The sequence below is a fragment of the Frigidibacter sp. genome, assembly GCF_030695035.1.
Classification (GTDB): Bacteria; Pseudomonadota; Alphaproteobacteria; order Rhodobacterales; family Rhodobacteraceae; genus Frigidibacter.
In genome coordinates, this window is the sequence record NZ_JAUYTT010000012.1 from 349401 (window position 1) to 376031 (window position 26631).

General features: G+C 69.8%; 28 protein-coding genes. 11 read left to right on the plus strand and 17 right to left on the minus strand.

All coding sequences use genetic code 11. The annotated features are described in order from the left end of the window. Positions 1-74: 74 nt before the first annotated feature. Positions 75-212: an entericidin A/B family lipoprotein gene (locus Q8S30_RS13110; RefSeq protein WP_305666454.1), complete on the plus strand. Its 138-nt coding sequence runs from the start codon at positions 75-77 to the stop codon at positions 210-212. An 82-nt stretch (positions 213-294) separates the two neighbouring features. Here the strand turns inward: Q8S30_RS13110 and Q8S30_RS13115 are convergent, their stop codons facing one another. Together Q8S30_RS13115 and Q8S30_RS13120 are read right to left on the minus strand one after the other, a co-directional pair. Further along, on the minus strand, positions 295-507 hold the full coding sequence (locus Q8S30_RS13115) for a hypothetical protein (protein WP_305666455.1): 213 nt from the start codon (positions 505-507) through the stop codon (positions 295-297). Positions 508-665: 158 nt separating this feature from the next. Continuing rightward, positions 666-911: a hypothetical protein gene (locus tag Q8S30_RS13120; protein ID WP_305666456.1), complete on the minus strand. Its 246-nt coding sequence runs from the start codon at positions 909-911 to the stop codon at positions 666-668. A gap of 120 nt (positions 912-1031) precedes the next feature. Here Q8S30_RS13120 and arfB point away from each other — a divergent pair, with 120 nt between their 5' ends. From arfB to Q8S30_RS13145, 5 genes are all read left to right on the plus strand, one after another. After that, positions 1032-1454, plus strand: coding sequence for an alternative ribosome rescue aminoacyl-tRNA hydrolase ArfB (arfB, locus tag Q8S30_RS13125; protein ID WP_305666457.1), 423 nt, complete (start codon positions 1032-1034; stop codon positions 1452-1454). Continuing rightward, on the plus strand, positions 1441-2715 hold the full coding sequence (locus Q8S30_RS13130) for an aspartate aminotransferase family protein (RefSeq protein WP_305666458.1): 1275 nt from the start codon (positions 1441-1443) through the stop codon (positions 2713-2715). The genes arfB and Q8S30_RS13130 overlap by 14 nt, the downstream gene beginning before the upstream one ends. Then, positions 2712-3689: a phosphotransferase enzyme family protein gene (locus Q8S30_RS13135; RefSeq protein ID WP_305666459.1), complete on the plus strand. Its 978-nt coding sequence runs from the start codon at positions 2712-2714 to the stop codon at positions 3687-3689. Before Q8S30_RS13130 ends, Q8S30_RS13135 begins: the two co-directional genes overlap by 4 nt. Next, positions 3686-4183, plus strand: coding sequence for an NUDIX hydrolase (locus tag Q8S30_RS13140; protein ID WP_305666460.1), 498 nt, complete (start codon positions 3686-3688; stop codon positions 4181-4183). Before Q8S30_RS13135 ends, Q8S30_RS13140 begins: the two co-directional genes overlap by 4 nt. A gap of 64 nt (positions 4184-4247) precedes the next feature. Further along, positions 4248-5699, plus strand: coding sequence for an inorganic phosphate transporter (locus tag Q8S30_RS13145; RefSeq protein WP_305666461.1), 1452 nt, complete (start codon positions 4248-4250; stop codon positions 5697-5699). Positions 5700-5726: 27 nt separating this feature from the next. On the opposite strand, the gene pncB is transcribed toward Q8S30_RS13145, so the two are convergent. Together pncB and pncA are read right to left on the minus strand one after the other, a co-directional pair. Beyond that, positions 5727-7016: a nicotinate phosphoribosyltransferase gene (pncB, locus tag Q8S30_RS13150; RefSeq protein WP_305666462.1), complete on the minus strand. Its 1290-nt coding sequence runs from the start codon at positions 7014-7016 to the stop codon at positions 5727-5729. 3 nt (positions 7017-7019) lie between these two features. Further along, the gene (gene pncA / locus Q8S30_RS13155; protein ID WP_305666463.1) at positions 7020-7628 is read right to left on the minus strand and encodes a bifunctional nicotinamidase/pyrazinamidase; all 609 of its coding nucleotides are present in this window, start codon (positions 7626-7628) and stop codon (positions 7020-7022) included. Positions 7629-7978: 350 nt separating this feature from the next. Here pncA and Q8S30_RS13160 point away from each other — a divergent pair, with 350 nt between their 5' ends. Then, positions 7979-8884: a rhodanese-related sulfurtransferase gene (locus Q8S30_RS13160; protein WP_305666464.1), complete on the plus strand. Its 906-nt coding sequence runs from the start codon at positions 7979-7981 to the stop codon at positions 8882-8884. Here the strand turns inward: Q8S30_RS13160 and Q8S30_RS13165 are convergent. Further along, positions 8881-10293 (minus strand): amidohydrolase, encoded by a 1413-nt coding sequence (locus Q8S30_RS13165; RefSeq protein ID WP_305666465.1) that lies wholly within the window; start codon positions 10291-10293, stop codon positions 8881-8883. The two genes, Q8S30_RS13160 and Q8S30_RS13165, sit on opposite strands and share 4 nt — an antisense overlap. Before the next feature lie 176 nt (positions 10294-10469). Between Q8S30_RS13165 and Q8S30_RS13170 the strand changes: the two genes are divergently transcribed. Further along, a complete protein-coding gene (locus Q8S30_RS13170; RefSeq protein WP_305666466.1) occupies positions 10470-11480 on the plus strand; it encodes a sensor histidine kinase in 1011 nt (336 codons plus the stop codon). Positions 11481-11515: 35 nt separating this feature from the next. Here Q8S30_RS13170 and Q8S30_RS13175 read toward each other — a convergent pair whose 3' ends face one another. From Q8S30_RS13175 to Q8S30_RS13200, 6 genes are all read right to left on the minus strand, one after another. Continuing rightward, positions 11516-11992, minus strand: a complete 477-nt coding sequence (locus tag Q8S30_RS13175; protein WP_305666467.1) for a copper chaperone PCu(A)C — start codon at positions 11990-11992, stop codon at positions 11516-11518. A gap of 86 nt (positions 11993-12078) precedes the next feature. Further along, positions 12079-12411: a polyketide synthase gene (locus tag Q8S30_RS13180; RefSeq protein ID WP_305666468.1), complete on the minus strand. Its 333-nt coding sequence runs from the start codon at positions 12409-12411 to the stop codon at positions 12079-12081. 202 nt (positions 12412-12613) lie between these two features. Beyond that, on the minus strand, positions 12614-13504 hold the full coding sequence (locus tag Q8S30_RS13185) for an energy transducer TonB (RefSeq protein WP_305666469.1): 891 nt from the start codon (positions 13502-13504) through the stop codon (positions 12614-12616). Beyond that, positions 13501-13917, minus strand: coding sequence for a biopolymer transporter ExbD (locus Q8S30_RS13190; RefSeq protein ID WP_305666470.1), 417 nt, complete (start codon positions 13915-13917; stop codon positions 13501-13503). The genes Q8S30_RS13185 and Q8S30_RS13190 overlap by 4 nt, the downstream gene beginning before the upstream one ends. A gap of 3 nt (positions 13918-13920) precedes the next feature. After that, positions 13921-14298 carry a biopolymer transporter ExbD gene (locus Q8S30_RS13195; RefSeq protein ID WP_305666471.1) on the minus strand — a complete coding sequence of 126 codons (378 nt, stop codon included), beginning with the start codon at positions 14296-14298 and terminating at the stop codon, positions 13921-13923. After that, positions 14298-15002 (minus strand): MotA/TolQ/ExbB proton channel family protein, encoded by a 705-nt coding sequence (locus Q8S30_RS13200; protein WP_305666472.1) that lies wholly within the window; start codon positions 15000-15002, stop codon positions 14298-14300. The genes Q8S30_RS13195 and Q8S30_RS13200 overlap by 1 nt, the downstream gene beginning before the upstream one ends. A gap of 416 nt (positions 15003-15418) precedes the next feature. On the opposite strand from Q8S30_RS13200, the gene Q8S30_RS13205 reads away from it, so the two are divergent. From Q8S30_RS13205 to Q8S30_RS13215, 3 genes are read left to right on the plus strand one after another with little or no spacing between them, the layout of a single operon-like run. Further along, positions 15419-16414 (plus strand): sugar-binding transcriptional regulator, encoded by a 996-nt coding sequence (locus tag Q8S30_RS13205; RefSeq protein WP_305666473.1) that lies wholly within the window; start codon positions 15419-15421, stop codon positions 16412-16414. Beyond that, complete coding sequence (deoC, locus tag Q8S30_RS13210; protein ID WP_305666474.1) at positions 16407-17357, plus strand: deoxyribose-phosphate aldolase; 951 nt, start codon at positions 16407-16409, stop codon at positions 17355-17357. The genes Q8S30_RS13205 and deoC overlap by 8 nt, the downstream gene beginning before the upstream one ends. Positions 17358-17367: 10 nt before the next feature. After that, positions 17368-19725, plus strand: a complete 2358-nt coding sequence (locus Q8S30_RS13215; RefSeq protein WP_305666475.1) for an aldehyde dehydrogenase family protein — start codon at positions 17368-17370, stop codon at positions 19723-19725. On the opposite strand, the gene Q8S30_RS13220 is transcribed toward Q8S30_RS13215, so the two are convergent. The 6 genes from Q8S30_RS13220 to Q8S30_RS13245 all read right to left on the minus strand — a co-directional run bounded on the left by Q8S30_RS13220 (position 19726) and on the right by Q8S30_RS13245 (position 26630). Further along, the gene (locus tag Q8S30_RS13220) at positions 19726-19950 is read right to left on the minus strand and encodes a formate dehydrogenase subunit delta (RefSeq protein ID WP_305666476.1); all 225 of its coding nucleotides are present in this window, start codon (positions 19948-19950) and stop codon (positions 19726-19728) included. Beyond that, a complete protein-coding gene (gene fdhD / locus Q8S30_RS13225; protein ID WP_305666477.1) occupies positions 19940-20782 on the minus strand; it encodes a formate dehydrogenase accessory sulfurtransferase FdhD in 843 nt (280 codons plus the stop codon). The genes Q8S30_RS13220 and fdhD overlap by 11 nt, the downstream gene beginning before the upstream one ends. After that, positions 20782-23661, minus strand: a complete 2880-nt coding sequence (gene fdhF, locus Q8S30_RS13230) for a formate dehydrogenase subunit alpha (RefSeq protein WP_305666478.1) — start codon at positions 23659-23661, stop codon at positions 20782-20784. The genes fdhD and fdhF overlap by 1 nt, the downstream gene beginning before the upstream one ends. Next, positions 23658-25187 (minus strand): NADH-quinone oxidoreductase subunit NuoF, encoded by a 1530-nt coding sequence (locus tag Q8S30_RS13235; RefSeq protein ID WP_305666479.1) that lies wholly within the window; start codon positions 25185-25187, stop codon positions 23658-23660. The genes fdhF and Q8S30_RS13235 overlap by 4 nt, the downstream gene beginning before the upstream one ends. Then, on the minus strand, positions 25184-25654 hold the full coding sequence (locus Q8S30_RS13240; RefSeq protein WP_305666480.1) for a formate dehydrogenase subunit gamma: 471 nt from the start codon (positions 25652-25654) through the stop codon (positions 25184-25186). The genes Q8S30_RS13235 and Q8S30_RS13240 overlap by 4 nt, the downstream gene beginning before the upstream one ends. 94 nt (positions 25655-25748) lie before the next feature. Then, positions 25749-26630, minus strand: a complete 882-nt coding sequence (locus Q8S30_RS13245; protein WP_305666481.1) for a LysR family transcriptional regulator — start codon at positions 26628-26630, stop codon at positions 25749-25751. Between the last annotated feature and the right edge of the window lies 1 nt (position 26631).

Consider the following 26631-nt stretch of genomic DNA (forward strand, 5'->3'; position numbering starts at 1 on the left):
AATGCGGCATTTGCCGGGAACCGGCGCGGCCCCGGGGGCGTTGGGCGGCAGATCATGATTTACAGGAGACCGGAATGACCCGCTTTGCTTTTGCCTTCCTGGCGCTTGCCAGCCTTGCCGCCTGCGAAACCATCCAGGGTGCCGGCCAAGATATCGAGAATACTGGCGAAGCCATCGCGTCGGAAGCGCGGCAGACCCAGGCGCAGATGTAAGCTTCGGGCTCCTCACAACCCCTTGGCATTCAATGTAAAACGGGCGGCCCGCAAGGACCGCCCGTTTTGCTGTTCACGCCCGTCACGCACGGCGCGGCGGCCAGTCCGGGTCCTTGCGCTTGATATAGCGCGCGTTCCAGATTCCAGCAGGAACGCCGATGATCACGCCGAGGGCGGCACCGAGGACGAAGGGGCTCCAGCCGACCCAGCCGAGGCTGAGGCCGGCGATGACGACGACGCCGCCGACGCAGGCGACCCAGAGGGTGACGAGGAAGGTTCGCAGAGGGGGAAGCATGGGCATTCTCCTTGCAGATAAGGGGTTGCGGAAAGGTGTTCGCGCGATGGAGGGAAACGCGCAGGCTGGCGCCGGGGTTCCGCGGGCGACTTGGAGGGCGGGCGGGCCATATGGAAACCATATGGTTCCTATACATACGCCATACATACGATCTGCGGTCAGCGGCGCGCCGGGGCCGGGTTCATCTTGGCGGCAATTCCGGGCACGAGGTCCAGCGCGGTGATCGCCACGATGGCGGCCAGCGCGAAGGGGCCGAGGCCGTAATGCCCCAGCGACATTGCCGCCGCGGCATAGGCGCCCCCCGCGCAGAGCATCACCAGCGGGCAGAGGATGATCCGCAGCGGGTCGGGGCCCTCGGCGGCGGGGCGGCGCGGACGGTAGGTCGGAGGCAGGGGCTGGGGCATGGCGGCAACTCCGGGGGAAGGGGCTGCCGGGGGAAACCGCCAGTAGGGCGGAATGTTCCGGGGCCGCTTCACCGCAGCTTCACGCCTTCCCTTCCGCACAAAACCCGTTAGCTTGCGGCCATGCTGCGCATCACCGACACCATTGCCCTGGCCGACTGGGAGCTGTCCGAGTCCTTCACTCGCTCGCAGGGGCCGGGGGGGCAGAATGTGAACAAAGTCGAGACGGCAGTGGAGCTGCGCTTCGAGGCGGAACGCAGCCCGCATCTGCCCGGCCCGGTCAAGACGCGGCTGAAGCGGCTGGCAGGGCGGCGCTGGACCACGGACGGTGCCATCGTGATCCGCGCCGAGGAGACGCGCAGTCAGGCCCGCAACCGGGAACTGGCGCGCGAGCGGCTGGTTGAGTTGATCCGGCAGGCGCTGGTCGCGCCCAAGCGCCGGATTGCGACCAAGCCCACGCTGGGAAGCCAGCGCCGGCGGCTGACTGCCAAGGCGGTGCGCGGCGAGGTGAAGTCGCTGAGGGGGAAGATCGATGACACGGACTGACCTGATGACGAGGCGTGCGCGCCTGCTGGGGCCGAATGTGCCGACCTTCTATGACGACCCCGTGCATGTGGTCCGCGGCGAAGGCGTCTGGCTGTGGGATGCGCAGGGCCGGCGCTATCTCGATTGCTACAACAACGTGCCGCATGTGGGCCATTGCCATCCCAAGGTGGTGGAGGCGATTGCCCGGCAGGCGGCAGTGCTGAACACCCATACCCGCTATCTGCATGAGGGCATCCTTGAGTATGGCGAACGGCTGGTGACCAAGCTGGGCCATGACCTGCAGCAGATCATCATGGTCTGCACCGGGTCCGAGGCGAATGACATCGCGCTGCGCATGGCGCAGGCGGTAACGGGGCACACGGGTGTCATCGCCACCGACAACACCTATCACGGCAACACCGCCGCGGTCAGCCACCTGTCCACCCGCCGCCCGCCGATTGGCGGCTACCCCAGCCATGTGCGGCGGGTGCCCGCGCCGGACGGGCTGTTGCCGCTGGGGGGGAGCGCCGAGGCGCAGCCTGCGTCCTTTGCCGCCAACGTCGCCCGCGCCATCGAAGAGTTGCAGGCGGCGGGGCATGGCTTTGCCGGGCTGATGCTCTGCCCGGTCTTTGCCAATGAGGGGATGCCGGATGTGGGGCCGGGTTTCCTTGGCCCGACGGTGGAGGTGGTGCGCCGCGCGGGCGGGCTGATCCTGTGCGACGAGGTGCAGCCCGGCTTTGGCCGCACCGGCAGCCATTTCTGGGGGCATGAGTGGCTGGGATTTGCGCCCGATGTGGTGACGATGGGCAAGCCGATGGGCAATGGCCATCCCGTCGCCGCGGTCGTCACCCGGCCTGATGTGATGGCGGCCTTCCGCAACGCCTTTGGCTATTTCAACACCTTCGGCGGCAATCCTGTCAGCTGTGCGGCGGCGCTGGCGGTGCTGGAGGTGATCGAGGACGAGGGGCTGGTGCAGAACGCGCGCGACGTGGGGGCCTATACGCTGGGGCTGATGCAGGGGCTGCGGCATCCGCTGATCCATGACGTGCGGGGCCTTGGCCTCTTCTTCGCGGTGGAGTTTGCCAAGGGCGGCCGTCCGGCGCCCGAATTCTGCGGGCAGGTGGTGGAACGGATGCGCGAGCGGGGCGTGTTGCTGGGCCGGGTCGGGCGGCAGCAGCATATCCTGAAGCTGCGCCCGCCGATGCCGTTCAGCCGCGAGAATGCCGATCTGGCGATCGGCACGCTGGCCGAGGTTCTGGCCGGGATGGACAGTATCGCATGACCGATGCCGAGGCGCAGGAACTGGCGGGCCGGGCGCTGGCGCTGTGGGGCGGCGGGGAGGCCCCGCGGCTGGTGAAGAACCGTGAGAACATCGTGTTTGAGGTTCGGCTGGCGCAGGGCCGCCGCGCGGCGTTGCGGCTGCACCGGCCGGGCTATCAGACCGTGGCGGGGATCGAGAGCGAACTGCTGTGGATGCAGGGGCTGGCGGCGGCGGGGCTGCGCGTGCCCGCGCCGGTGCCGGCCCTGTCGGGCGCGCTGGTGGGGGCGCTGGACGGGCGCTGCGTGTCTTGCGTGGGCTGGTTGGAGGGTGCGCCGCTTGGTTCCGCCGAGTTGCCGCTGGCCGGAAGCGCGGCCGAGCAGGCAGGGCGGATGCGCGATCTGGGCGGGCTGATCGCGCGGATGCACAGCGCGACGGATGCGCTGGAGCTGCCGGTGGGGTTCGCACGGCCGAGCTGGGATGAGGACGGGTTTCTGGGCGAGGCGCCGCTCTGGGGGCGGTTCTGGGAGAGCCCGGCTTTCGCGCCGGAGGAGCGGGCGCTGATGCTGGAGGCGCGGGACGCGGCTCGCGGGGCGCTTGGCGCGCTTCGGGCCGAGGGCGCCGACTTCGGGCTGATCCATGCCGATGTGCTGCGCGAGAATGTGCTGTGCCATGAGGGCGCGCTGGCGCTGATCGACTTCGACGATTCCGGCTTTGGCTTCCGGCATTACGACCTTGCGACCGCGCTGGTGCAGAGCCTTGAGGAACCGGCGCTGCCGGATCTGGCGGCGGCTCTGGTCGCGGGCTACAGCGCCCGGCGGCCGCTGGCTCCGGGGCGGCTGGCGCTGTTCGTGATGCTGCGCTGCTGCGCCTCGGCCGGGTGGATCGCCAGCCGTGCGGGGCCGCAGGATGCGCGGCAACGGTTCTATGCCGGGCGTGCCGTCAGGATGGCGCTGCATGTGCTGGACGGGACGGCGCCCTGGGAGCCGGGGCTGTGAAGCGCGGGCTGGCTCTTACCCTGCTGGCGGGCGTCGCCGCCCTGATGGGCCGGCGGCCGCCGCGGCTGCAGGTGGCGGCGCTGTGCCTGCGCGAGAAGCGCGGCGCGCAGGAGATGCTGCTGATCACCAGCCTCGACACCGGGCGATGGGTGCTGCCCAAGGGCTGGCCGATGCGCGGGCGCAGCCTCGGCGGCGCGGCGCTGCGCGAGGCCTGGGAAGAGGCGGGGGTGAACGGCGCCGTCGCGCATGACCCGGTGGGGCATTACGGCTACCGCAAGCGGGGCCGCACCGGGCTGGCGCGGCGGGTGAAGGTGGCGGTGTACCCGGTGCGGGTGCGGCGGATGGAGAAGGGCTATCCCGAGGAAGGGCAGCGCAAACTGGCCTGGGTGACGCCGGCCAAGGCGGCGGGGATGGTGAAGGAGCCCGAACTTTCGGCGCTGCTGGCTGAACTTCCGGGGCGCCTGGCGGTTGTGTCTGAAGGCGGGGCGACATAACCGCCGGGATTGTATTTGCGACGGATGACCGATTGAACGCTCCCCTTACCCCCGCGACCCCTCCATGACGGACTGGAAAACCCTCGACAAGGATCTGGACCGCATCGGTGCGCTGGAGGAAGCTGCGCTGTTCATCGCGCGCCCGCTGGTGGCACCGGGGCTGGCGCTCGTGTTCATCGTGCTGGCGATGGTGGTGGCGGCGCTGGTGACGGGGGTGTCGCATTCCGGGCTGGTGGTCGTCGCGGCGGCGGCGGTGGGCGCCTATATGGCGCTGAACATCGGCGCCAATGACGTGGCCAACAATATGGGCCCGGCAGTGGGGTCGAAGGCGCTGAGCATGGGATGGGCGCTGGCCATCGCCGCTGTGTTCGAGACTTTGGGCGCCGTGCTGGCGGGCGGCGAGGTGGTGGCAACGATCTCGGCCGGGATCGTGGCGCCAGGCGCGGTGGCCGATCCGCAGGTGTTCGTCTGGCTGATGATGGCGGCGCTGGTCGCGGCGGCGGTGTGGATCAACCTGGCCACGCTGCTGGGGGCGCCGGTGTCGACCACGCATTCGGTGGTGGGGGGTGTCGCCGGGGCGGGCGTCGCTGCGGCGGGGTTTGCGGCGGTGAACTGGCCGCAGCTGGGGGCGATTGCCGCCAGCTGGATGATCTCGCCGCTGCTGGCCGGGCTGCTTGCGGCGCTGATCCTCGCATTCATCAAGGCGCGGATCATGGATGCCCCGGACGTTCTTGCCGCCGCGCGGCGGTGGGTGCCGGTGCTGATCGGGGTGATGGCGGGCACCTTCGGCACCTATCTGGCGATGCAGGCGCTGAGCCATGTCTGGGTGGTCGATCCGCGCGCCGCGGCGGCTTTCGGCATGCTGGCGGGGCTGGCCGGATGGGCGGGCGCCGGGCCGCTGGTGCGCCAGCAGGCCGCCGGGATGGCGAACCGACGCCGGTCGCTGCGCCGCCTGTTCGCGCTGCCGCTGGTGCTGTCGGCGGCGCTGCTGTCCTTCGCGCATGGGGCCAATGACGTGGCGAATGTGGTGGGGCCGCTGGCCGCCATCGTGAAGACGGCGAGTTCGGGCGATGTGGCCACCGCGGTGCGGATCCCGGTCTGGGTGATGGGCATCGGCGCCATCGGCATCTCGGTCGGGCTGATCCTGTTCGGGCCGAAGCTGATCCGGCTTGTCGGGTCTGAAATCACCCGGCTGAACGAGGTGCGCGCCTATTGCGTGGCGCTGGCGGCGGCGGTGACGGTGATCGTGGCCTCCTGGCTGGGGCTGCCGGTCAGCACCACCCATACCGCCGTGGGCGCGGTGTTCGGGGTGGGGTTCTACCGCGAATGGGCCAACGCGCGGCAAGACCGCAGCCCGGCCACAGGCGGAGCGATCCCGCCCGAGGAGCGCCGGCGCCGCAAGCTGGTGCGCCGGTCGCATGTGGTGACGGTGGTAGCGGCCTGGGTGGTGACGGTGCCCGCCGCGGGGGCGCTGGCGGCGACGGTGTTCCTGGTGCTGCGGGGGCTGGCTACGTGATCGCTGAGCTCGCTTGCCGGGTAGCCCTCAGACCACGACGTCCATGGCCGCCTGATCGCCGACACCGAACACCCGCTTGTAGCGCGCGACCTCCGCCGCCGGGCCCATCGCCTTGTTGGGGTTGTCCGACAGCTTGACCGTGGGCCGGCCGTTGACGCTGACCGCCTTGCACACAAGGCTGAACGGCGCCAGCGCGTCGCCGGGCACGAGGCCGCGGAAATCATTGGTCATCAGCGTGCCCCAGCCAAAGCTGACGCGGACGCGGCCGGCGAATTGCGCCTGAAGCTCTTCCATCTTCTCGACATCGAGCCCGTCGGAGAAGATGACCAGCTTGCGCGTGGGATCCTCGCCGCGCGCTTTCCACCAGGCGATTGCGGTTTCCGCACCGCCCGCCGGATCGCCAGAGTCGATGCGGATCCCGGTCCAGCCCGCCAGCCAGTCGGGCGCGCGGCGCAGGAAGCCCTCGGTGCCATAGGTGTCGGGCAGGATGATGCGCAGGTTGCCCTCATGCTCTTCATGCCAGTCGGCCAGAACCCGGTAGGGGGCCTGCAACAGGTCTGCGTCGGTATCGGCCAGCGCCGCCTGCACCATGGGGAGTTCATGGGCATTGGTGCCGATGGCCTCGATATCGCGGCGCATGGCGATCAGGCAGTTGGAGGTGCCGATGAACTTGGGCCCCAGCCCCTCCATCATCGCCTGCACGCACCAGTCCTGCCACAGGAAGCTGTGGCGGCGGCGGGTGCCGAAATCGGCGAGCTTGAGGTCAGGGATGGCGCGCAGGCGTTCGACCTTGCTCCACAGCTTGGTCATGGCGCGGGCGTAGAGCACCTGCAGCTCGAACTTGCCCATCCCCTTCATCACCGCGCGCGAGCGCAGTTCCATCAGCACCGCGAGGGCCGGGATTTCCCACAGCATCACCTCGGGCCATTTGCCCTCGAAGGTCAGCTCATACTGGCCGGCGCGCTTTTCGAGGTGATAGGGCGGCAGGCGCAGCGCCTCGAACCATTCCATGAAATCGGGGCGGAACATCTGGCGTTTGCCGTAGAAGGTGTTGCCGCGCAGGTAAGTGGATTCGCCGCGGGTGAGCGAGAGGCCGCGGATATGGTCCAGCTGTTCGCGCAGCTCTCCCTCATCCACCAGATCGGCGAGGCGGATGGATTTGCTGCGGTTGATCAGGCTGAAGGTGACATTGGCATCGGGGCTGTTGCGGAAGATCGACTGGCACATCAGCAGTTTATAGAAATCGGTGTCGATCAGGGACCGGACGATAGGGTCGATCTTCCACTTATGGGCGTAGACGCGGGAGGCGATGTCCATGGCTCAACCCTCCAGCGTGACGCCGGCGGCGCGCATCTGGGTGAGGGCGTCGGCGAGCGAGCCGTTCAGGTCGATGGCGCGGCAGGCGTCGAGCCGGACGGTGACGTCGAAGCCGAGCCGGGCGGCATCGAGCGCGGAATAGGCGACGCAGAAATCGGTGGCGAGGCCGGTGAGGACAAGGCTTTTTGCGCCCCGGCTGCGGAGGTAACCCTCGAGCCCGGTGGGGGTGGTGCGGTCATTCTCGAAGAAGGCGGAGTAGCTGTCGATCTCGGGGTGGAAGCCCTTGCGGATAATGAGATCGGCGGGGGCGGTAGTGAGGCCCGGGTGAAACTCGGCGCCCGGGGAGCCTTGCACGCAATGGGTCGGCCAGAGGACCTGGGGGCCGTAGGGCATGTCGGTCAGGGAAAAGGCTTCGGCGCCGGGGTGGTTGGCGGCGAAGCTGCTGTGGTTCGCGGGGTGCCAGTCCTGGGTCAGCACCACCATGCCGAACTCCGGCATCATCGCATTGATGGCGGGGATGATCGCGTCGCCTTCGGCCACCGCCAATGCGCCGCCTGGGCAGAAATCGGTCTGGACGTCGATGACGATCAGGGCTGTATCGGATGCGGGCATCTCGTCCTCCGGCGATTTTGTCCTTGGTAGGGGCGGGGTTGGGCGGCGTCAATGGCGGGGGGTGGGGGGAGTGGTCAGCCCGAAATCTGCTGCGGGCGCGTTTTGAACGTCGCTCCCCCCGGTTCGGGCGGAAAAAGGCGAGGCACTGCCTCGCCCCGCCCGTGCGGGACATAGGCCCCCAGAGCCGCTGGCAACACGAGACTGAATGAGGACAGCGCCCGACCTGGCGGGCGCTGGCCGGGCCCTTTGGGGGCCCGTCCGGTGACAATGGCGAGGGCGCGACGTGCGGCAGCCATCCGCATTGACCCCCACCCTTGCACGCTCCCCCACCCATCGCATATCAGCGCGCCATGCTCACCGTTGCCGCGCTCTACCAGTTCACCCGCCTGCCCGATCCTGCGCGCCTGCGCGGGCCGCTGCTCGAATGCTGCGAGGCGGCGGGCGTCAAGGGCACGCTCTTGCTGGCGCCCGAGGGGATCAACGGCACCATCGCCGGCACCCGCGCCGGGATCGACGCGGTGCTGGCGCATCTGCGCACCCTGCCCGGCTGTGCGGGCCTCGAGTGGAAGGAGAGCCCCGCCCCCGAGATGCCCTTCGACCGGCTGAAGGTGCGGCTCAAGCGCGAGATCGTGACGATGGGCCAGCCCGATGTGGACCCGACCGCCGCGACCGGGCGCTATGTGGACCCGGCGGAGTGGAACGCATTGATCGAGGCCCCGGATGTGGCGGTGATCGACACCCGCAATGACTATGAGGTCGCCATCGGCACCTTTGCCGGCGCAGTCGATCCCGGCACCCACAGCTTCCGCGAGTTCCCGGCCTGGTGGGAGGCGAATGCGCACCGCTTCCACAACAAGCGCGTGGCGATGTTCTGCACGGGGGGCATCCGTTGCGAGAAGTCCACGAATTACCTGCTCGCGCAGGGCGTGGCGGAGGTGTTCCACCTGAAGGGCGGGATCCTGAAATATCTGGAGGAGGTGCCGGAGGCGGAGAGCCTCTGGCACGGCGAGTGCTTCGTCTTCGACCGGCGGGTCAGCGTCGGGCATGGGCTGGTTCCGGGGGACTACGGCCTCTGCCACGCTTGCCGCCGGCCGCTGGCCGCCGAGGACAAGCTGCGCCCGGAGTATGAGCAGGGCGTGGCCTGCCACCGCTGCGCGGGCGAGCATACGGATGCCGACCGCGCCCGGTTCCGCGAGCGCGAGCGGCAGATGCGGCTGGCGCGGGAGCGGGGCGCCGAGACTTTTCCCGAAGGCTAGCGGCGCGGCCGGATCGGGGGCTGCACCTCCTCCGGCATCGGGCAGATGTAAGGCTCAGCGGACAGATGCCTTGCGTGCTCGGCCTTTGCCGCCGCCAGCACCTCCGGCCCGGTGAACAGCGCCCGCCCGGTGGCGGCCATGATCTTGGCGGCGTGGACCATGCCCTTATGGGCGGCAGGCGACTTGCCCTGCGCGGTCAGCTGCCAGCTGTGGAAGGGCGTGCCGATGGCGCAGGTGGCGACCCAGGCCTGCACGGTCGGCACCGCCCAGCTGACATCGCCGACATCGGTCGAGCCCTGCGCCGAAACCGGCGCGGCCCCGAGCGGCACCACGAAATCGCACAGCGCAAGGTCCGGGTCCATCGGGCGCCCCGCGCGGCGGAAGGTGTCGGCGATATGGTCGGGCGTCAGTGTGGCGCGGATGGCCTCGGCAAAGGGCTTGTCGGCGGCGTCGAAATCCGGCGCGCCGAGGCGCTGCATCTCGGCCTCCATCGCGCGGTCCAGCACCGAGTTGCCGAGGAGGTCCGACACGGCGGAGACGACCTTGGCCGTCACCTGCGTCTCGGTCATCAGCGCCGCCCCCTCGGCGATCTTGCGCACGCGCCCCTCCAGCGCGCGCAGGTCGCGCAACCGGCGGGTGCGGATCAGTTGGCGGACGGTCGCGCGTGCCTGCACCACGTTCGGGGCCTCGCCCCCCGCGTCGAGATAGGCGTAATGGACGCGGGCATCGTCCGGCATGTGCTCGCGCAGGTAGTTCACCGCGACGTTCATCAGTTCCACCGCGTCCAGTGCCGAGCGGCCAAGCTCGGGCGAGGCGGCGGCATGGGCGGCGCGGCCGGTGAAGGTGAAGTCGATGCGGGTATTGGCCAGCGACACCGCCTCGAACACGCCGGTCATGTCGGCGGGGTGCCAGCTGATCGCGGCATCCACGTCGACGAAAAGCCCGGCGCGGACCATGAAGGTTTTCGCCGCCCCGCCCTCTTCCGCCGGGCAGCCGTAATAGCGCACGCGGCCGGGCGCGCCGGTTTCCGCCAGCCAGTCGCGCAGCGCCACCGCCGCCAGCAGCGCCGCCGATCCCAGCAGGTTGTGGCCGCAGCCATGCCCGGCAAGCCCGAGCGGGCGCGGCTCTGCCACCCCCGGCTCCTGCCCGAGGGCGGGGAGGGCGTCATACTCGCCAAGAATGGCGATGACCGGCCCGCCCTGCCCCCATTCGCCCATCAGCGCGGTCGGGATGCCGGCGAGATCGCGGGTGATGCGCGCGCCCGCCGCCTGCAGCGCCTCCAGATGCGCCCCGACCGAGGCATATTCGTCATAGGCCACCTCGGGCGTGTCGAAGACCCGGTCGGCCAGCGCCACGAACTCGGGTCGATGCGCCTCGACCAGATCCCAGACCCTGTCGCTGTTCTGCATGATGACCCCTCGCGCAGCATGTTTCCCGGGCATCCTGACCCGCCCCGCGCCGACATTCCAGCGCCCCTGCCGCGACGTTACTGCAAAACCGATGTTCCCGGCGTGTTCTTGGCTGCAATCGCTGTGGACAGGGCCTTCGCCGCCAGCCTAGATGCCAAGGCACAAGGACGAGTATCATGCTGCAAGCCATCAGTGACTGGTCCTTGAGGCCGCGCAGCGCAGTCTGGCGATGGGCGTTTGCGGCTATGGCCTGCCTTGTGGCCTTTGGCCTGCGCTACGGGCTCGACAGCGTGCTGCCCGCGGGCTTTCCCTACCTGACCTTCTTTCCCGCGGTGATCCTGACCACCTTCTTCGCCGGGCTCTGGCCCGGGGTGGCGGCGGCGGTGGTCTGCGGCCTGCTGGCATGGTTCTACTTCATCGCGCCGGTACAGTCCTTCGCGCTGAACGGAGCCTCGGGCGTCGCGCTGGCCTTCTATGCCTTCATCACCAGCACCGAGATCGTGATCCTGCATCTGATGAACCGGGCGATGGCGGGGCTGCAGGCCGAGCGGCTGCGCAGTGCGGAACTCGCCGAGGCGCGCAAGCTGATGTTCCACGAATTGCAGCACCGGGTGTCGAACAACCTTGCCGCCGTCGCCTCGCTGCTGAAGCTGCAGCGGCGCCGGGTCAGCGATCCGGCGGCAAAGCGGGCGCTGGACGATGCGGTGGGGCGGATCGCGCTGGTGGCGCGGATGCAGCGGATGCTGCATGACCCGGGCGCGCAGCAGATCGATTTCGCGCGGTTCCTGCACGACATGACCCATGACGTGCTGCAATCGACCGGGGCCGAGGGGCGGATCGCGCATCGGGTCGACGCCTGCCCGGTGGTGATCGGCGCCGACCAGTCAATCCCGCTGGGGCTGATCGCGACAGAGTTCCTGTCGAACGCGGTCGAGCACGGGTTTCCGGGCGATCGCAGCGGGCGTGTCGAGGTGCGGCTGGCGGTGGTCGGAGAGCGGGCACTGCTGGAGGTGCGGGACGATGGCGTCGGGTTGCCGGAGGGGTTTGATATCGAGGCGACGGGCAGCCTCGGCCTGCAGATTGCGCGCCAGTTCGCCCAGCAGATCGGGGCAGAGCTGACGATGGCGGCAGATGCCGCGGGGGGCACCGTGTCGCGGCTGCTGTTCCCGCTGGAGGCCGCCGAGTAGGCCCGACCGGGTGGGGACCGGTCAGGCCTGACAGGTCAGTGGCCGGAGTGGTCTTCGGCCGCCCCGCCTGCAGCGGCCGGATCGACGGAAAACTCAACATCCACCCGCCCGGCCCGCTCGAACACCAGCGTGGCGGGGAGATGGTCGCCCTCGGCCAGCGGGCCGGTCAGGCCCATCAGCATCACATGCATGCCGCCGGGTTCCAGCACAACGGTGTCGCCCGCGGGGATGTCGATGGCCTCCAGATGCATCATCCGGGCGACGCCATCGGCCGAAAACTCGGTGGTGTGCAGCATGATCTTGTCGGCAAACTCGCCCTCGACGGCCAGAAGGCGGTCGGGCTCGCTGCCGCCATTGCTGATCGCCAGGTAGCCGGCGGCGGATTTCGCGGCTTGGCTGGGGGCCGGGATGGCGGGGTGGATGATCTCGAGGTCACCGGCTGTGACGCCATGGGCGAATGCGGAAGTGCCGGCCAGAAGGGCGGCGGCGAGGAGGGAAAGCGCGCGTTTCATTGGAGTATCCTGAAATTGTTCGGGGCCGGTCCGGTGGACCAGCGGATAGGGCCCGCCATCGGGGCAGGCCGGGACTGCGGGAAGGGTCAGCCCCTCGGCGGGGCGCGGGCCGGATGCGCCGGGCGGGCGGCGAAGGAGGTACGCAGAGGTTCCGGTGCAGCCCAAGCCAACGGCAGCGCCTGGCCGCGCAGCAGCAGGGGCAGCGCCGGGTCCGGCAGCAGGGCGGCAGCGACGAGGCGGCAGGCGTCGCAGCGGGTGGGCCCGGCAAGCTCGCTGTCCCCGGCATCGGCGCAGAGCGCGGGATCGGCCAGGCCCCAGACCTGCGCATGGGCCTGGAGCGCCACATCGTCCGGTGTCAGCGGCGCGCGATGCGCCAGCCCGCCCGTGGCCGAGGCGACCAGCAGCAGGAGGGTAAGCATGAGGCCCGGGAGGCGATGGAACGGCGGCGCGCGCATGGGGGCGGCATAGCATGGGGGAGAACGGGTGCAAAGGCCTGCGGGGGCTTGCGCCGTGGCCGATGCCGGGGGCCCTGCCCCCGGACCCCCGGGATATTTGGACCAAAACGAATGGGAAGAGGGGGCTCCATGTTAGCGGAGCCCGAGCCTGCCACGGCGCAGAGTCTCAGGGGGGCGGCTCGAAAATTAGCTTCACCTCGAAGGGATAGGTTCCGTCGCTGAGCCCGGCCGGGGCCGCGGGGAGGCGGCGGACCGAGCGCGCCATGCGCAGCGCGGCGGCATCCAGCGCGGCATTGCCGGAAGAGCGTGTCAGCGCCACCCCGGAGACGCGGCCGTTCAGTGCCACCGAGAAGGTGACGTTGACGGTGAATTCGACGCGGCCTGCCTCACGGGGATAGCTGACGCTGCGGGCCACCTTCGCCTGAACCGCGGCGCGCCAGCTGGCCCGCAGATCCTCGGCGCGGGCCGCCGAGGCGGCGGAGCTTTGGGTGTTGGAGGCACCGGCATTGGCCCCGCCGCCACTGCCCGCGGCGCGCTGCGCGGCGACGCTGTCCGCGGGCGGCGCGGGCTGGCGCTTGGGTTGGGGCTCGGCCCGCGGCTTCGGTTCGGGTTCGGGGTCGGGCTGCGGGTCGGGGCGCGGTTCGGGACGGATGTCGGGCAGCGGTTCCGGCTCTGGCTCGGGTTCCGCCTCCGGCGGCGGCGGGGGCAGCTCCGCAATGTCCATGCTTGGCAGGTCCGGTGCCTCGGGCAGTGCCATCAGCGGGGCGGGCACCGGCAGCGGCGTCTCGGGCACATCGGGCGTGGTCAGCTGCGGCGGCGTCTCGGGCTGTGCCATCTCGGGCGCCGATTGCGGCACCGGCTCTGCCACCGGCTCGGGCGGGCGCTCCCATTCCTCGACCATCTCGGCGATGGAACCGCTGGAGGCCTCGAGCGAGACCAACTCATCGCCGCCCGCGCCGGAGGCGGCAGCACCGGCTTCGGTCGGACGCCAGGCGAAGGCGGCGAGGTGCAGGGCGACGGCGAGGATGAGCGCGACGAGGGCGTGGAGCTTGGTCATGGCAGGGCCGTGACGAGATCGACGCGGGCGAAGCCAAGCTGGCCGAGCGCGGGCATCAGCGCCGCCAGCCGCGCCGCGGGCACGGCGCCATCGGCGCGGAGCAGCAGCGCGGGGGGCGCGGCGTCGCAATCGCTGGCCGCGCAATACTCATCGCGCGCGGCAGTCAGCGCAGCCAGCGCCAGATCCTCGCCGATGGCATCGCGGTAGCCGACCTCGCCCGCCGCATCGAGATGCAGGGTGAAATCGCCCTCCGCCTCGGCCTCGGTCTCGGCTTCGGGCGGGGTCACAGGGAAGGGCTCGGGCGGGGTCAGCTGCGCCGAGATCAGGAAGAACACCAGCAGCAGGAAGACCACATTGATCATCGGCAGCAGGTTTTCAGCCGGGGCCTTGCGCGGCGGGTCGGAGAAATCCATCGGCTACTCCACCAGCACCAGCCGGGTGAAGCCGGCGGCCTTCAGCACATCCATCACCGCGATCACCTGCTGCAGGGTGGCTTCGTCCCGGGCGCGCAGCACGATGGCATCGGCCGGGTCTTCGGTCAGCGCGGCCAGTGCTTCGGCCAGAGCTTCGGGCGCAATCGGGGAGCCGTTCAGCGACAGGGTTTCGGGCGAGATGTCCACCAGCCGCGGCGGGCCGGAATAGCCGGTCCCCTGCCCCGCCACCGTCAGCGGCAGGGTCATGTCGGTGCCAAAGCGCGAGGCGAGCATGAAGAACACCAGCAGCAGGAACACCACGTCGATCATCGGCGTCAGGTTCGGCCGCCGGCGCGGGCGGTCTGCGCCGAAGCTGAACATCACTCGGCCGCTGCGGAAAGCGGGACGGGACGGCGCGGCGCGGCGCGGGGGGCGCGCTGGAAGATCCGCGTCGCGGCGTCCTCCATGTCATGGCGCAGGCGGTCGACGACGCTTTCGAACCATGTCAGCGCGATCTGCGCCGGGATCGCCACCGCCATGCCCGCGGCGGTGGTCAGCAGTGCCTCCCAGATACCCCCCGCAAGCGTGGCGGGGTCGGCGCGGGCACCGGCCTCTTGCAGGGCCTGAAACGCCGCGATCATGCCGGTGACGGTGCCGAGGAGGCCAAGCAGCGGGCCGATGGTCGAGGCCAGTTCCAGCGCGCGCAGCCCGCTGCGGGCCTGCAGCAGCAGGTGGCGGGCGACGCGGGCGGTTTCGGCCTTGGCGGCGGTCTCGTCCAGCGTCGGATCCGAGGCGGCCTGCATGGCGGCACGCACGAGGCGGGCGCGCAGCGAGTTGCGCCCGGCGATCTCGGCCTGCGCGGCGTCGATGCGGCCCTCGGACCAGAGCGCGATGGCGCGCTCGGACCGGCGGCCCCCCGACCATGCGCCGTGGGACAGGAGGCGCAACACCTTCCAGAGGATCAGCGCGACCGTGAGCATCGACAGGATGGCGATCACCCACATCGCCGCGCCGCCCATGTCGATGAAGGCGATCATGCGCTGGAGGGCGTTGGTCGGCGTCTCGATGAGTGCCGTTTCATCCATGGCGCGGCCTTTCAGGTGCGGGGCATTTCGGTCCGGGTAAAGGCTCCGAGTTTTTTTGTCAAGAATTAGCGGGTGTGGGTCGGGCGTCGGTTTGCATGGAGTTCCATTGCGGCCCTTGGATCGCTCGGTTCGGGCGGGAACAGGCGAGGCACTGCCTCGCCCCGCCCGTGCGAGACGGATGCACCCGGAGCCATCGGCAACACAAGACCGGGGGAGGCCAGCGCCCGACCTGGCGGGCGAGAAGCGCCCGCCGGGGGCGGGGCGGGCGCTGGCCGGGCCCTTTGGGGGCCCGTCCGGTGCAGAGGGCAAAGGCACCGCATGGCGAAGGCGATGGCCTTCGCCAAAGAAATCGGGAAGCGCGGGCCGCCCTCAGCCCAAGACTTGACGCCGCCTCCCCCACAAGCCTAATCTCACATATGGGACAAGCCATCACATCTGCAGACGACCGCGGCCCCCGCCTGCCCACCGATGCGCAGCGCGAGGCGCTGATGGTGCAGGCGGCGAAGCTGTTCTTCCGGCTGGACCGCAGCCAGACCGAGATTGCCGCCGAGCTCGGCCTGACCCGCTGGCAGGTCAGTCGGCTGCTGACCGAGGCGCGCACCTTAGGCATCGTGCGGATCGAGATCAGCCCGCGGCGGCAGCGCCTGCCGGACCTCGAGGCGCGGCTGCAATCGGCCTTTGGCCTGCGCGACGCCATCGTGGTGCAATCGGCCGAGACAGAGGCGCAAGGGACCGATTCCGTGGCGCGGGCGGCGGCGGAGTATCTGGCGGGGCTGCAGCCCAAACCGGGCCTGATCGGCATCAGTTGGGGCCGGACCATGGCTGCGGTGGCGCGGCATCTGCCGCAGGGATGGGCACCCGGCGCGCATGTGGTACAGGTCAACGGCGCGGTCTCGCTGCGGCTGGGGATGCCCGGCACCCATGCGGTGGCCGAGGCCTTTGCCCGCGCCGCCCCCGGCACGGCGACGATGCTGCCCGCGCCCGCGATCCTCGGCAGCGCCACCAGCCGCGCGGTGCTGCAGCAGGACCGGGTGGTGGCCGATGTGCTAGGACTGGCCCAAAGCGCGCCGGTGCTGGTCTTCTCGCTGGGGGCGGCGGGGGCGGATTCGGTGCATGTCACCTCGGGCTATCTGGGCGCCGACGAGATGACCGCGCTGCAAGCGAAGGGCGCGGTGGGCGACCTGATGGGGCGCTTCATCAACGCAGAGGGCCGCATCGCCGACCCGGATCTGGATGACCGGACGCTCGGGCTCGGCCTCGGCTCTCTGCCCGGGCGTGACCGCAGCATCGGCGTCGTCGCGGGCGCGGCGAAACATGCCGTCGCGCTGGCGGCGCTTCGGGCGCAGTATGTCAACGTGCTGATCACCGATGAGGCGACGGCCCTTCATGCGCTGGAGATGTGCGATGACTGACACCGGTCGCAACCCCGGCATGGCCTTGGCAACCGACTGGTTCGACACCATCGCCGTGAACACACCCGCGGCAGAGCGGCGGGCGGCCAGCTTGACGGCGCGGCGCACGGTCAAGAAGGAGTGGCAGGCGGCCTGGCTGGTCAATGCCATCCGCTGCATCGACCTGACCACGCTGTCGGGGGATGACACCCCTGCCCGCGTCCAACGGCTCTGCGCCAAGGCCCGCCAGCCGCTGGCACCGCATATCCTGGAGGGGCTGGGGCTGGAGGCGCTCAGCACCGGCGCGGTCTGCGTTTATCCGACGATGGTTGCCCCGGCGGTGAAGGCGCTGGAGGGGTCGGGCATCCCCGTCGCCTCGGTCGCCACCGGCTTTCCGGCGGGGCTGATGCCACTGCCGCTGCGACTGGCCGAGATCCGCTATGCGGTGGATCAGGGCGCGGCAGAGATCGACATCGTCATCACCCGCGCGCATGTGCTGTCGGGCGACTGGCAGGCCCTTCATGACGAGATCGCGGCGATGCGAGAGGTCTGCGGCGACGCCCACGTGAAAGCGATCCTGGCGACGGGCGAGCTGAAGACCCTGCGCAACGTCTACAAGGCCAGCATGGTGGCGATGCAGGCGGGGGTGGATTTCATCAAGACTTCGACCGGGAAAGAGCCGGTGAACGCGACGCTGCCGGTCAGCCTGGTGATGGTGCGGGCGCTGCGCGATTATGGCGCGCGGACGGGGGCTCGGGTGGGCTTCAAGCCGGCGGGCGGGATGCGCACCGCCAAGGACGCCATCGCCTGGCAGATCCTGATGAAGGAAGAGATGGGCAACGACTGGCTGCAGCCGGAGCTGTTCCGGCTTGGCGCCTCGTCGATGCTGGGCGATATCGAGCGGCAGCTCGATCACCATGTCACCGGGCGCTATGCCGCCTCGCACCGCCACGCGCTGGCCTGAGGGGGCTGATATGCCGAGTGTGAAGGATATCCTGATGAGCATGGACTATGGGCCCGCGCCGGAATCGGCGGCGGAGGTGGGCAAGTGGCTGGCCGCGCGGGGGGCGTTCGGGCATTTCATCGGCGGCGCCTTCACCGCGCCGGGCGAGACCTTTGCCACCACCAACCCGGCGACGGGCGAGGATCTGGCGCTGGTGACGCAGGGCACCGAGGCCGACATTGCCGCCGCCGTGGCCGCCGCACGCAAGGCGCAGCCCGGATGGGCGGCGCTGCCGGGGCATGAGCGGGCGAAGTGGCTCTATGCGATTGCCCGCCATGTGCAGAAGCGCGAGCGGTTCCTGGCAGTGCTGGAGGTGCTCGACAACGGCAAGCCGATCCGCGAGACGCGCGACATCGACATTCCGCTGGTCGCCCGGCACTTCTACCACCATGCCGGATGGGCGGAGTTGCTGGCCGAGGAGTTTCCGGGCGCGGCGCCCTTGGGCGTCTGCGGCCAGATCATCCCCTGGAACTTCCCGCTGCTGATGCTGGCCTGGAAGATCGCGCCGGCGCTGGCGGCGGGCAATACCGTGGTGCTGAAGCCGGCCGAATACACCCCCCTCACCGCGCTGGCCTTTGCCGAGATCTGCGCCGAGATCGGGCTGCCGGCGGGCGTGGTGAACATCGTCACCGGGGATGGCGAGACCGGGGCGGCGCTGGTCGCGGCGGATGTCGACAAGATCGCCTTCACCGGCTCCACCGAGGTGGGCCGGGCGATCCGCAAGGCGACGGCGGGAACGGGCAAGTCGCTGACGCTGGAGCTTGGCGGCAAGTCGCCCTTCATCGTCTGCGCCGATGCCGATCTGGATGCCGCGGTCGAGGGCGTGGTGGATTCGATCTGGTTCAACCAGGGTCAGGTCTGCTGCGCGGGCAGCCGGATTCTGGTGGCCGAGGCGGTGGAAGCGTCCTTCACCCGCCACCTGACCGACCGGCTGGCCAAGCTTCGCGTCGGCGACCCCTTGGACAAGTCGGTGGACATGGGCGCGCTGGTGCATCCGGTGCAACTCGCCCGCGTGCAGGAGATGGTGGCGGCAGGCACGGCGGCGGGGGCGCGGCTGGTGCAGGCCGAATGCGCGCTGCCCGGCAAGGGCTGCTTCTACGCTCCGGGTTTCCTGACCGGCGTGAACCCCGCGAACCCGGTGGCCGATGCCGAGATTTTCGGGCCGGTCGCCACGGTGACCAGCTTCCGCACGCCCGATGAGGCGGTGGAACTGGCGAATGCCACGCGCTATGGGCTCGCGGCCTCGGTCTGGACAGAGAACGTCAATCTGGCGATGGATCTGGCGGCGAAGGTGAAGGCGGGCGTGGTCTGGGTGAACTCCGCCAATATCTTCGACGCCGGAGCGGCGTTCGGCGGGATGCGCGAAAGCGGCTTTGGCCGCGAGGGCGGGCGGGCGGGGCTGCGGGATTATCTGCGCTCGCCGGAGCCGGAGGAGGTGCCGGAGGCCACGGCGGCGTTCGACACCTCTCCAATGGCGGAAGCTGTGGGCCAGGCCAGCGGCATCGACCGCACGGCAAAGATGTATGTCGGCGGAAAGCAGGCGCGGCCGGATAGCGGCCAGTCCTATGCGGTGACGCAGGGGGGCCGGGTGCTGGGGCTTGCCGGGCTCGGCAGTCGCAAGGACATTCGCAACGCGGTGGAGGCGGCGGCGAAGGCGGGCGGCTGGGGCCGGGCGACCGCACATAACCGGGCGCAGGTGCTGTATTATCTGGGCGAAAACCTGTCGGCCCGCGCTGCCGAGTTCGCGGCGCGGCTGGTGGAGGGCGGGCATTTCCCCGATGCCGCCGCGCTGGAGGTGGACCTGTCGATCCGCCGCGCCTTCTATTACGCAGCGCAGGCTGACAAGTTCGACGGCGCGGTGACGGCGACCAGGACCGCGCATGTGACGCTGCAGATGCCGGAGCCGTTCGGGATCATGGGTATCGTCTGCCCCGATGCCGCGCCACTGCTGGGGTTCGTGAGTCTCGTGCTGCCGGCGATTGCGATGGGCAACCGGGTGGTGGCGGTGCCCGCCGCCTCGCGCCCGTTCTCGGCGACGGACCTGAGCCAGGTGCTGGATTGCTCCGACGTGCCAGACGGGGTGGTGAACATCGTCACCGGCCCGAAGGAAGAACTGGCGGCGGTGCTGGCCCGGCATGATGAGGTGGCGGCGCTATGGTATGCGGGCGGGGCCGAGGGGCGGGCCATGGTCGAGGCCGAGAGCACCGGCAACCTCAAGCCGGTCTGGGCGACGGCGAACCTCGACTGGACCGGGCCGCAGGGTCAGGGGCGCACCTTCCTGCAGCGCGCGACGCAGGTCAAGACGATCTGGGTGCCTTACGGCGAGTAGTCAGGCGGCCTCGGCCGGGCGGCGCACCAAAGGCGCAGCGGCCAGAACCAGCGGGTCGAGGCCGGTGCCGCCCGCTGCCACATGGTCTAGGAAGGCGCGGCGCATCCGCGGATCCCAGTAGGCGTTGAGATGGCCCGCGACCCCCTCTGCCCCGGCGTTGCCGGGCTGGGTGGCGAAGAAGGTGGCGATCTGGTTCGCCATGCGGATCAGTCGGTCAGGCTGCATCGCTGTCCTCAGATGGTTCGGCCACGCGGCCCGTATCTATAAGTTCAGCCGCAACGCGGCCGGGATGGGAATGCACCTCGAACTCGCCGCCGCGGGTGCGGGCGATCAGGGTGATGCCGGCGGCGGCGGCTTGATCGACGGCGAGCGTTGTGGGCGCCGAAGCGGCGATGACCAGCGGCGCGCCGATCATGGCCGCCTTCTGCACCATGTCCACCGACAGCCGACTCGTCAGCACCACGGCGCCACTGGCCGGGTCGATCCCCGCCAGCGCCAGCGCCCCCGCCAACTTGTCGAGCGCGTTGTGGCGGCCGACATCCTCGCGCGCGATCAGCGGCAGACCGGGGCGCCAGAAGCCGGCGCCATGCACGGCGCGGGTCAGGTCATGCAGGCTTTGCGCGCCCGCCAGGGCCGCCATCGCCGCGGCCACATCGTCGGGGGTCAGGGTCAGCCCGCCGGTCAGGCGCGGCAAGGGGCGCAGCGCCTCGGCCAGGCTCTCGATGCCGCAGAGGCCGCAGCCAACGGGGCCGACGCTGTGCCGACGCCGCGCCTCGATGCGGCCCGCGGCGGCTTCGGTCAGCCAGAGCCGCGCCTCGATGCCCTGCGGCTCGGCCAGCAGCTCGACCTCCTCGATCTCGGCCAGCGTCTGCGCCAGCCCCTCGGTCAGCGCGAAGCCGCGGGCGAAGTCGGCAAGGTCGGCCGGGGTCGCCATCATCACCGCCTGCGTGGTGCCATTGACGGTGATCGCCACCGGCACCTCTTCGGCCAGAGGGCGGTCGGCCACTAGCCACTGCCCGGCGCGATAGGCGCGGCCGCGGGCCTCCTTGCCGTCCATCACTCGGCCGCCGGAAGGATGCGCCGCGCCCGCTCGCTCAGCGCGGCATAATCCGCCTGCCAGTCGGAGGGGCCGTTCGACGGCGCAACCTGAACCGCCGTCACCTTGTATTCCGGGCAATTGGTCGCCCAGTCGGAATGGTCGGTGGTGATGACATTGGCCTGCGTGCCGGGGTGGTGGAAGGTGGTGTAGACGACGCCGGGCGAGACGCGATCGGTCAGGCTGGCGCGCAGCGTCGTCTCGCCGGCGCGCGAGGCAAGGCGGACCCAGTCGCCCTCCTTCACGCCGCGGGTTTCGGCGTCATGGGGATGGATCTCCAGCACGTCCTGATCGTGCCAGACGACGTTGGCGGTGCGGCGAGTCTGCGCGCCGACATTGTATTGCGACAGGATCCGCCCGGTGGTCAGCAGCAGCGGGAAGCGCGGACCGGTCCGCTCATCCGTCGCCACATACTCGGTGACGATGAACCGCCCCTTGCCGCGCACGAAGCCATCGACATGCATCACGGGCGTGCCTTCCGGGTGCGCCGCATTGCAGGGCCATTGCACGGACCCCAGTTCCTCCAGCCGTTCATAGCTGACGCCGGCAAAGCTTGGGGTGGTGATCGCCACTTCGTCCATGATCTGCGCGGGGTGGGTATAGGTCCAGCCAGCGCCCATGACATTGGCCAGCGCCATGGTCACTTCCCAGTCGGCAAGGCCGTTGCGCGGGGCCATCACCTTGCGCACCCGGTTGATGCGCCGCTCGGCATTGGTGAAGGTGCCGTCCTTTTCGAGGAAGGTGGAGCCGGGCAGGAACACATGGGCGTAATTCGCCGTCTCGTTCAGGAACAGGTCATGGACGACGACACATTCCATCGCCGCAAGGCCAGCAGAGACGTGGTGGGTGTCGGGGTCGGATTGCAGGATATCCTCGCCCTGGATGTAGATGCCGCGGAAGCTGCCATCGACGGCGGCGTCCAGCATGTTGGGGATGCGCAGGCCCGGCTCGGGGCTGATCGGGGTGCCCCAGAGCTGCTCGAACACCTCGCGCACCTCGGCCCCCGCGACATGGCGATAGCCGGGGAGTTCGTGCGGGAAGGACCCCATGTCACAGGCGCCCTGCACGTTGTTCTGGCCGCGCAGCGGGTTCACCCCCACGCCGGGACGGCCGATATTGCCGGTGAGCATCGCAAGGTTGGCGATGGCCATGACGGTGGTGGAGCCCTGGCTGTGCTCCGTCACGCCAAGCCCGTAGTAGATCGCGCCGTTGCCGCCGGTGGCGAAGAGGCGGGCCGCGGCGCGCAATTCCGCCGCCGGAACGCCGGTCAGCAGCGCGGTCGCCTCGGGGGCGTGGCGGGGGTCGCTGATGAAGGCGGCGTAGTCCTGAAACTCGTCCCAGTCGCAGCGGCTGCGGATGAAGCCCTCGTCGAACAGCCCCTCGGTCACGATCACATGCGCCAGCGCAGAGACCACGGCGACATTGGTGCCGGGCTTCAACGGCAGGTGATGCGCGGCGCGGATATGGGGGGATTTCACCAGGTCGATGCGGCGCGGGTCGATGACGATCAGCTGCGCGCCCTGCCGCAGGCGCTTCTTCAGGCGGCTGGCGAAGACCGGGTGGCCATCGGTCGGGTTGGCGCCGATGACGATCACCACATCGGTCTGCTCGACAGAGTCGAAGTCCTGCGTGCCGGCGCTGGTGCCGAAGGCCTGGCCGAGGCCATAGCCGGTGGGCGAGTGGCAGACCCGGGCGCAGGTATCGACATTGTTGGTGCCGAAGACGCTGCGGATCAGCTTTTGCACCAGATAGGTTTCTTCATTGGTGCAGCGGCTGGAGGTGATGCCGCCGATGCTGTCGCGGCCATGCTTGGCCTGAATGTCGCGGAAGCGGCTGGCGGCGAAGCCAAGCGCCTCTTCCCAGCTGACTTCCTGCCAGGGGTCATTGATGCTGTCCCGGATCATCGGCTTCAGGATGCGGTCGCTATGCGCGGCATAGCCATAGGCGAAGCGGCCCTTGACGCAGCTGTGGCCGCGATTGGCCTTGCCATGCTTCCACGGCACCATCCGCACCAGCTCATCCCCGCGCATCTGCGCTTCAAAGCTGCAGCCGACGCCGCAATAGGCGCAGGTGGTGACGATGCTGCGGTCGGGCGTGCCGATGTCGATCACCGATTTCTCGGTCAGCGTCGCGGTCGGGCAGGCCTGCACGCAGGCGCCGCAGGAGACGCAATCCGAGGTCAGGAAGCTGTCGCCCGCGGCCCCTGCGGCCACCCGGCTGTCGAAGCCACGCCCGGCAATGGTCAGCGCGAAGGTGCCCTGCACCTCTTCGCAGGCCCGCACGCAGCGCGAGCAGACGATGCATTTGGCGGGGTCATAGGTGAAATAGGGGTTGCTGTCATCCTTCGGCAGCCATTGCGGATTGGCCGCCCCGCTGCTGTCCTTCGCCCGGAAGTGCGTGTCCTTCGCATCATAGCGCACATCGCGCAGGCCGACCGCGCCGGCCATGTCCTGCAGCTCACAATCGCCATTGGCGGCGCAGGTGAGGCAATCGAGCGGGTGGTCGGAGATATAAAGCTCCATCACCCCCTTGCGCAGCTTCTTCACCGTCTCGGTCTGGGTATGCACGACCATCCCGGGCGCCACCGGCGTGGTGCAGCTGGCGGGGGTGCCGTTGCGGCCCTCGATTTCCACGAGGCACAGGCGGCAGGAGCCGAAGGCATCAAGGCTGTCGGTCGCACACAACTTCGGGACCGGGATCCCGGCCTCGGCGGCGGCGCGCATGATGCTGGTGCCTTCAGGGACCGTCACGGCGAAGCCGTCCACCGTCAGGGTGACAAGCGTCTTGGCCTTGGCGGCGGGGGTACCGAAATCGCGGTCGGGGAGGATGAAGTCTTTCATTCGGCGGCCTCCTGAAGGGTGGCGAAGTCGTCGGGGAAATGGGTCAGCGCGGACAGCACCGGATAGGGGGTAAACCCGCCAAGGGCACAAAGGGATCCCAGCTTCATGGTTTGGCACAGGTCGGTCAGCAACGGGATTGCCGCGGCGTCGCCGCCGGCGATGCGGTCCACCACCTCGACCCCGCGCACCGCGCCGATGCGGCAGGGGGTGCATTTGCCGCAGCTCTCGATGGCGCAGAACTCCAGCGCGAAGCGGGCCATCTTCAGCATGTCGACGCTGTCATCATGCACCACCAGCCCGGCATGGCCGACGAGGCCGCCGCGCCCGGCGAACTCCTCATAGGCGAAGGGCAGGTCGAAATCCGACACCGGGTGATAGGCTCCCAGCGGCCCGCCGACCTGCACCGCCTTGACCGGGCGACCGCTGGCCGTGCCGCCGGCGATGTCGTTGACGATCTCTCCCAGCGTGATCCCGAAGCCGGTTTCGAACAACCCGCCGAAGCGCACGTTGCCGGCGATTTGCAGCGGGATCGTGCCGCGCGAGCGCCCGATGCCATGCGCCGCATAGGCCGCGCCACCCTCGGCCAGGATCGCCGGCACCGCGGCCAGCGACAGCACGTTGTTCACCACGGTGGGCTGCCCGAACAGCCCCTGCAGCGCCGGGATCGGCGGTTTGGCCCGCACGATGCCGCGCTTGCCTTCCAGGCTGTTCAGCAGCGCCGTTTCCTCGCCGCAGACATAGGCCCCCGCGCCCACCCGCAGCTCCAGCTCGAACGCGCGGCCCGACCCCAGTACATCCGGGCCGAGCATCCCGGCGGCGCGGCCGATGGCGATGGCCTGCCCCATCACGTCATTCGCATCGGGATATTCCGAGCGCGAGTAGATGTAGCCCCGCGTCGCCCCCACCGCGAGCCCGGCGATCACCATGCCCTCGATCAGCGTGAAGGGGTCGCCCTCCATAAGCATCCGGTCGGCAAAGGTGCCGCTGTCGCCCTCATCGGCGTTGCAGACGACGTATTTCTGCGGCGCCTGAGCCCCCAGCACCGTCTTCCACTTGATGCCGGTGGGAAAGCCCGCGCCGCCGCGACCACGCAGGCCGCTGTCGGTGACCTCGGCCACGATTGCCTCGGGCGCAAGGGTCAGCGCCTTGCGCAGGCCAGCGAGGCCGCCATGGGCTTCGTATTCGCTCAGGCTCAGCGGGTCGATCACGCCGACGCGGGCGAAGGTCAGGCGGGTCTGCTTTTTCAGGAACGGGATCTCGGCGGTCAGGCCAAGCGCCTTCGGGTGCGCGCCAAAGCCGGTGTCGAAGAGCGCCGCCACATCGGCGGCGGTCACCGGGCCAAAGGCGATGCGCCCCTCGGGGGTTTCCACCTCCAGCAGCGGCTCCAGCCAGACCATGCCGCGGCTGCCATTGCGCACCAGTTCCACCGGCAGGCCGCGGGCGGCGGCCTCGGCGCTGACGGCGGCGGCGACGGCCTCGGCGCCCAGGGCCTTGGCGGCGGCGTCGCGGGGGACATAGATCCTCATGCGCCCGCCTCCGTGGCAATCTGGTCCAGCCGGGCGGCATCCACGCGGCCGATCACCTGCCCGTCCAGCATCGCGGCGGGGGCGCAGGCACAAAGGCCAAGGCAGAACACCGGCTCCAGCGTCAGCGCGCCATTGGCGGTGGTGCCGTGCCAGTCGATACCGAACCGCACCTTGGCGGCGGCGGCCAGCGCCTCCGATCCCATCGCCTGACAGGCCTCGGCCCGGCAGATCTTCAGCACATGGCGCCCGGCAGGGTGGTCGCGGAAGTCGTGGTAGAAGGACATCACCCCCTGCGCCTCGGCCCTGCTGATGTTCAGCGCGTCCGCGATCTGCGGCAGCGCCTCGGCCGGGACATGGCCGAATTCGGCCTGAACCGCGTGCAAGATCGGCAGCATCGGCCCCTCCAGCGCGGAGTGTTCCGCGATGAGTTCGGCGATGCGGCTCTGCTGTGCTGCCTGTGGCGCCAAGGTGGCCTCCCTCCCGGTTGCGTCTTCTTCTGGCAAAGCAGGGCTTGATGGGAAAATCAATATGGATGACCCGTCATACGATAGGAAAAACCTATCAAGACGCCAGCCGCTGCGCCTCATCCAGCAACGCAGCCAGCATCGGCGGATAGGGCTCGCGCAGCGGCGCGACGAGGCCGACAGAATGGCTGACGGCGGGCGCCGAGATCGGCACCGAGGCCAGATCCGCCCCACGCGAAAACATCGCCGCCAGCGCCTCTGGCACCACCGAGGCCCACCGCCCGGTCGCCACATGGGCGGCCAGCGCGATGGTGGAGTTGCTTTCCACCTGCGGGGCGGCCACCACGCCAGCGGCCGTCAGCAGCTCATTCACGATCCGCCGGTTCTGCATGTCGCCGGTCAGCAGGCAGAGCGGCTCTGCCGCGACCTCGGCCCAGCTGACACTGGCGCGGGCGGCCAACGGTGCCCCCGCCGCGACCAGCAGGCGATAGCTTTCGCGGAACAGCGGCACCTGCGTGACCCGGCCAAGGGGTTCGTTGTCCAGATAGGTGATGCCCGCATCCAGATCGAGGCTGCCGATCCCCGCGAGAATGGCCGAAGAAGTGCGCGACAGGATCGTGACCCGCACATCGGGGTTGCGCGCCAGGAAGGGCACCGTCAGCTCTGCCACCCGCGGCAGCGCGGTCGGGATCACCCCCAGCCGCAGCGTGCCGACGAGGCCATGCCGCACCGCCCGCATCTCCTCGCGCAGCGCGCGGGCATCGGCGACCAGCCGCTGCGCCCGGTCCAGCACCCGCTCGCCTTCCGGCGTCAGGCCCTGAAAGCGCGAGCCGCGGAATACCAGCTGCACACCGAGCGTATCCTCCAGCTGGCGGATCGCCGACGAGAGCGTGGGCTGCGTCACCCCCACCGCCTCGGCGGCGCGGCCGAAGTGGCGTTCCTTGGCGAGGGCGATGAACATTTCCAGCTTGTCGATCATG

What these genes read in the sequence shown, in the direction of transcription:
- Q8S30_RS13160 (WP_305666464.1), top strand. Translation starts at nt 7,979, where the DNA reads ATGCTCACCGTTGCCGCGCTCTACCAGTTCACCCGCCTGCCCGATCCT.
- Q8S30_RS13195 (WP_305666471.1), bottom strand. Translation starts at nt 14,298, where the DNA reads ATGTTCAGCTTCGGCGCAGACCGCCCGCGCCGGCGGCCGAACCTGACG.
- Q8S30_RS13220 (WP_305666476.1), bottom strand. Translation starts at nt 19,950, where the DNA reads ATGCAGCCTGACCGACTGATCCGCATGGCGAACCAGATCGCCACCTTC.
- Q8S30_RS13190 (WP_305666470.1), bottom strand. Translation starts at nt 13,917, where the DNA reads ATGGATTTCTCCGACCCGCCGCGCAAGGCCCCGGCTGAAAACCTGCTG.
- Q8S30_RS13110 (WP_305666454.1), top strand. Translation starts at nt 75, where the DNA reads ATGACCCGCTTTGCTTTTGCCTTCCTGGCGCTTGCCAGCCTTGCCGCC.
- Q8S30_RS13170 (WP_305666466.1), top strand. Translation starts at nt 10,470, where the DNA reads ATGCTGCAAGCCATCAGTGACTGGTCCTTGAGGCCGCGCAGCGCAGTC.
- Q8S30_RS13165 (WP_305666465.1), bottom strand. Translation starts at nt 10,293, where the DNA reads ATGCAGAACAGCGACAGGGTCTGGGATCTGGTCGAGGCGCATCGACCC.
- Q8S30_RS13175 (WP_305666467.1), bottom strand. Translation starts at nt 11,992, where the DNA reads ATGAAACGCGCGCTTTCCCTCCTCGCCGCCGCCCTTCTGGCCGGCACT.
- Q8S30_RS13130 (WP_305666458.1), top strand. Translation starts at nt 1,441, where the DNA reads ATGACACGGACTGACCTGATGACGAGGCGTGCGCGCCTGCTGGGGCCG.
- Q8S30_RS13245 (WP_305666481.1), bottom strand. Translation starts at nt 26,630, where the DNA reads ATGATCGACAAGCTGGAAATGTTCATCGCCCTCGCCAAGGAACGCCAC.
- Q8S30_RS13180 (WP_305666468.1), bottom strand. Translation starts at nt 12,411, where the DNA reads ATGCTTACCCTCCTGCTGCTGGTCGCCTCGGCCACGGGCGGGCTGGCG.
- deoC (WP_305666474.1), top strand. Translation starts at nt 16,407, where the DNA reads ATGACTGACACCGGTCGCAACCCCGGCATGGCCTTGGCAACCGACTGG.
- arfB (WP_305666457.1), top strand. Translation starts at nt 1,032, where the DNA reads ATGCTGCGCATCACCGACACCATTGCCCTGGCCGACTGGGAGCTGTCC.
- Q8S30_RS13200 (WP_305666472.1), bottom strand. Translation starts at nt 15,002, where the DNA reads ATGGATGAAACGGCACTCATCGAGACGCCGACCAACGCCCTCCAGCGC.
- Q8S30_RS13135 (WP_305666459.1), top strand. Translation starts at nt 2,712, where the DNA reads ATGACCGATGCCGAGGCGCAGGAACTGGCGGGCCGGGCGCTGGCGCTG.
- Q8S30_RS13235 (WP_305666479.1), bottom strand. Translation starts at nt 25,187, where the DNA reads ATGAGGATCTATGTCCCCCGCGACGCCGCCGCCAAGGCCCTGGGCGCC.
- fdhD (WP_305666477.1), bottom strand. Translation starts at nt 20,782, where the DNA reads ATGGACGGCAAGGAGGCCCGCGGCCGCGCCTATCGCGCCGGGCAGTGG.
- Q8S30_RS13115 (WP_305666455.1), bottom strand. Translation starts at nt 507, where the DNA reads ATGCTTCCCCCTCTGCGAACCTTCCTCGTCACCCTCTGGGTCGCCTGC.
- pncB (WP_305666462.1), bottom strand. Translation starts at nt 7,016, where the DNA reads ATGGACATCGCCTCCCGCGTCTACGCCCATAAGTGGAAGATCGACCCT.
- Q8S30_RS13205 (WP_305666473.1), top strand. Translation starts at nt 15,419, where the DNA reads ATGGGACAAGCCATCACATCTGCAGACGACCGCGGCCCCCGCCTGCCC.
- Q8S30_RS13185 (WP_305666469.1), bottom strand. Translation starts at nt 13,504, where the DNA reads ATGACCAAGCTCCACGCCCTCGTCGCGCTCATCCTCGCCGTCGCCCTG.
- Q8S30_RS13120 (WP_305666456.1), bottom strand. Translation starts at nt 911, where the DNA reads ATGCCCCAGCCCCTGCCTCCGACCTACCGTCCGCGCCGCCCCGCCGCC.
- Q8S30_RS13145 (WP_305666461.1), top strand. Translation starts at nt 4,248, where the DNA reads ATGACGGACTGGAAAACCCTCGACAAGGATCTGGACCGCATCGGTGCG.
- fdhF (WP_305666478.1), bottom strand. Translation starts at nt 23,661, where the DNA reads ATGAAAGACTTCATCCTCCCCGACCGCGATTTCGGTACCCCCGCCGCC.
- Q8S30_RS13215 (WP_305666475.1), top strand. Translation starts at nt 17,368, where the DNA reads ATGCCGAGTGTGAAGGATATCCTGATGAGCATGGACTATGGGCCCGCG.
- pncA (WP_305666463.1), bottom strand. Translation starts at nt 7,628, where the DNA reads ATGCCCGCATCCGATACAGCCCTGATCGTCATCGACGTCCAGACCGAT.